This window comes from uncultured Brachyspira sp. (assembly GCF_934747485.1).
Taxonomy (GTDB): Bacteria; Spirochaetota; Brachyspiria; order Brachyspirales; family Brachyspiraceae; genus Brachyspira.
This window is the reverse complement of the sequence record NZ_CAKVGN010000115.1, coordinates 1-3,546: the sequence shown is the minus strand read 5'-3', so window position 1 is coordinate 3,546 and position 3,546 is coordinate 1. Positions and strand designations below refer to the sequence as shown.

Genomic DNA, 3,546 nt, shown 5'->3' with positions numbered 1-3,546 from the left:
CGAGCGGATGGCCATGATGTAGAGCATACCCTTCGCGTCTATACCAATGCTATGAGAATCGCACAAGCAGAAGGTCCATGTGATATGGAGATAGTGGGCTTGTCAGCTCTTCTTCACGATGCTGATGATTATAAATTATTTCAAACAGAGAATAATGCGAATGCTCGCACGTTTCTAGAAGAGATTTGTATTCCTCAAAACCGAATCGACCAGATTTGCCAGGTTATCAATGCTGTTTCTTTCAGCAAAAATCGCGGTAAACATCCAGAAACCTTAGAAGGCAAGATTGTCCAGGATGCAGACCGCCTGGATGCGATAGGAGCTGTAGGAATTGCGCGAACTTTTTCCTATGGTGGCCACAAAGGGAGGTCCCTTACTGATACCATCCAACATTTCCATGACAAGTTGCTCCTCTTAAAAGATGAAATGAACACGGAGACTGCCAAACAAATGGCAGAAAGGCGCCATCAATTTTTAATCACCTTTCTAAATGAACTAGAAAAGGAATTGTACTGAATAAAATATTGAAATTAACTTTTATAAAAGACTCATTTGATAGGAAGATATGCTAAATCGACTATTAAAAACCATTTACTGTACCTAAGTATTTGGATGATCTAGTATCTGAAAATAATTTAGATGAAGAAGAGCAAGAAATATTACAGACACTATTTAAAGAGGTTTATGATTATTTTAATGCAGATTGATGTCTATGCAAGACTTAATTTAAGATTCTTTAAGTCTTGTTATACATAGAAATATTGATTTTAAAGGATTTAGTCTTCAATATAATTAACAATTTTTAGATATATTACACTATATTGGACAGTAAATGGACAGTGACAGAGTGTTTGAAGGAGAGAAAAAGAGGCCTAAGTGCCTCTTATTTTTATATGTTTGTGAACTAGATAGAATACATGGATAATATGTAAGAATTATACAATTTAGGTGATAAATTAAATATTTCTAAACTATTTGTGAGACTATACTTAATTTTCATTTCAAACCATTAGGTCCATTTCCTGATGACTGTTTAGAATTAACAAAAGAAAGTAATATTTTTATAAAAATACAGAATATAACTTGGAATAATGCAATAATAGAAAAAATCACAGCTGAATGAAATTTCAAAATAGAAAAAACAAAAGTTCCAACTGGAGATAAAACCAAGGATAGTAATGAAACTGTACTAAAAACTCTACCTAAAAATTCTTCTGAGATCTCTGATTGAATTTTTGAAAATATTTGAACATCAAATATCATAATGAATAAAGAGCTAATTCCAAAAAGTAATATTATCAAATAAATATTATTAATAAAAACAATTGGAACCAATGCAATTGAAGACATAAGTAAAAAGTTACAACATTCAGACATTGTGAAATCATTCTTAAAAAACTTATTAATGTACGCTCCAAGTATTTTCCCAATAGTTTGAACCGCTAATATATATCCATACATATAGGGAACATTTAAAAATTTATTTATAAATGGCAAGTAAAGTTCTATACCTGCGACGAAAAAATTAAGTACGGATACCAATATCAAAATAATAAAAAACTCTTTTCTTTGAAAGATATAATAAAATCCCTCAATAATACTTTTCATTATATCTGCTTTTTTTGCAGTTTTCTGATTTTTAAAACCATGTCTTTTAATAGCAAATTTCGATTCTATAATCGCAGAGATGGCAAAACTTAATGAATTTAGTAACATTGAAACTTTGAAACCAAATAGAGAAATAATCCAAATTCCAAAAAATGGAACTATTATATTAAAAATCTCTGCTATACTCCTACTGTATGAATTATATATGTATATCGAGTTTTTATCCAATAAGTCTCTAACTGTTGCTTTGTAAGCAGGATTATTAAAAGAATTTAGAATAGCTAATATAATATTGACTATTACTAACACTATTGTACTATTAGGCATATCTAGAAATAAAAAAGCAACAAATGTTGAAATAGCAGCGATGATATCCGTTAAAATAAGTATTTTTTTCCTATTTCCAAAATCTGCAACAAAACCTCCTATTAAATTAAAAAATATTTGTGCTAATACCTCTGTTGATTGATAAACTGACATAAAAAATACTGACGATTTTGGTAATGCAGCAATGAATATTTTATTTGCGTAATCATATACTCTATTTCCAAAATTATTAGTTTGTCCCCTAGAAATAAGTAATATTATATTTTTTTTACTCATAACTCTACAATCTCCCTTCAAAATTTGATTAATAAAGATCTAATATACTTAAAAAATTTCATTACTCTTGAAAAAACTTTTTCTACAATAAAGATCTTTTTAATTTGGCCTATTTGATTTTATTTTATTAAATCCTAATTCTGCATTAGATAGTGTTAAACTATTGATTTGAAATTGGAATAAATTTATACAAATTTTCATATCAATTTCCTTTTCTCTTTTAAGTATTGTATAATAAATAAAAACTATTTAAATTTTTGTTGTGAAAGTGGGAAAAATGAAATCTAAACTTGGTCAAACACTTAGAAAAATACGAAAGAGTAAACAAGTAAGTATCTGTTCTATCGCAGATAAACATCTATCAAAATCACAGATTTCCAGATTCGAACGTGGGGAATCTGAGATATCTTGTATTCGACTTATCAACATTTTAGATAAATTACACATCTCATTGGATGAATTTCTTATTCTTCATGATACTGAATATACCCAAACGATATCATTTGGCAACTTAATGCAATATATCCGTAAAGAGTATTCCCTACAAAATGTTGATAACATTAAATCCTTACTCACTAATTCTACAATTTATCAACTCAATTCATTGGAACGAATTATGGTAAAATCAATAATCTATACATTGGATAATAAGATCTCACCATCCGAGGCAGAATTAGAATCTTTGACTGATTATTTGTTCAAAGTTGAAACTTGGGGATACTATGAAATTATATTATTAGCAAATTGTATCCGAACCATTCAATATAATTCTGCTTTTTTATTAACAAAGGAAATGATAAAAAATTTTATTTACTCAACCTTGAATAAGACTAATAAAAAACTCGTTACTCAACTGGCAATTAACTGCTTAATTGTAAGCATTGACAAAAGAAAATTTCAAAATTGTTCTTATCTCATTAACGAGATCAAAAAATTATTAAATAATGAGTTTAACTACTATGAACAAACTGTATTTCTATATGCTACAGGCTACTATGAATTTAAAATAAATAATAGAAGTGGTCTAGAAAAAATGCAACAAGCTCTAAAAGTGTTTGAAATTTTAGGAGAAAATAGTATCAAGTCACAGTATCAACAACATTACAATGAGCATGTAGGATAATATCTCTTATTTATTAAATAATTCGCACAGAAATTCTGTACCCATGTCTTTAAACAGAATGTATAATATAGAGAGTAGAAAAACTGTCCTTTTTTAAAAATCCCAATTTGTAAAATTAAGCTAGACAGAAAAAGCCATCTCTTTAAGTCGATCACTTTTGATTGCGGAAAAGAATTTTCTAATTGGAAATCTATTTCGAATGCACATGACAT

At 28.4% G+C, this 3,546-nt stretch carries 3 protein-coding genes; 2 read left to right on the top strand and 1 reads right to left on the bottom strand.

The window, feature by feature from the left end; translation table 11 throughout:
• The coding region (locus Q0H31_RS12960) for an HD domain-containing protein (protein WP_295298851.1) at positions 1–516 on the top strand (516 nt) is incomplete at its 5' end.
• A 480-nt stretch (positions 517–996) separates the two neighbouring features.
• On the opposite strand, the gene Q0H31_RS12955 is transcribed toward Q0H31_RS12960, so the two are convergent.
• Positions 997–2,211: an MFS transporter gene (locus Q0H31_RS12955; protein WP_295298848.1), complete on the bottom strand. Its 1,215-nt coding sequence runs from the start codon at positions 2,209–2,211 to the stop codon at positions 997–999.
• 277 nt (positions 2,212–2,488) lie between these two features.
• On the opposite strand from Q0H31_RS12955, the gene Q0H31_RS12950 reads away from it, so the two are divergent.
• A complete protein-coding gene (locus tag Q0H31_RS12950) occupies positions 2,489–3,334 on the top strand; it encodes a helix-turn-helix domain-containing protein (protein ID WP_295298846.1) in 846 nt (281 codons plus the stop codon).
• Positions 3,335–3,546 lie beyond the last annotated feature (212 nt).

What these genes read in the sequence shown, in the direction of transcription:
- Q0H31_RS12955 (WP_295298848.1), bottom strand. Translation starts at nt 2,211, where the DNA reads ATGAGTAAAAAAAATATAATATTACTTATTTCTAGGGGACAAACTAAT.
- Q0H31_RS12950 (WP_295298846.1), top strand. Translation starts at nt 2,489, where the DNA reads ATGAAATCTAAACTTGGTCAAACACTTAGAAAAATACGAAAGAGTAAA.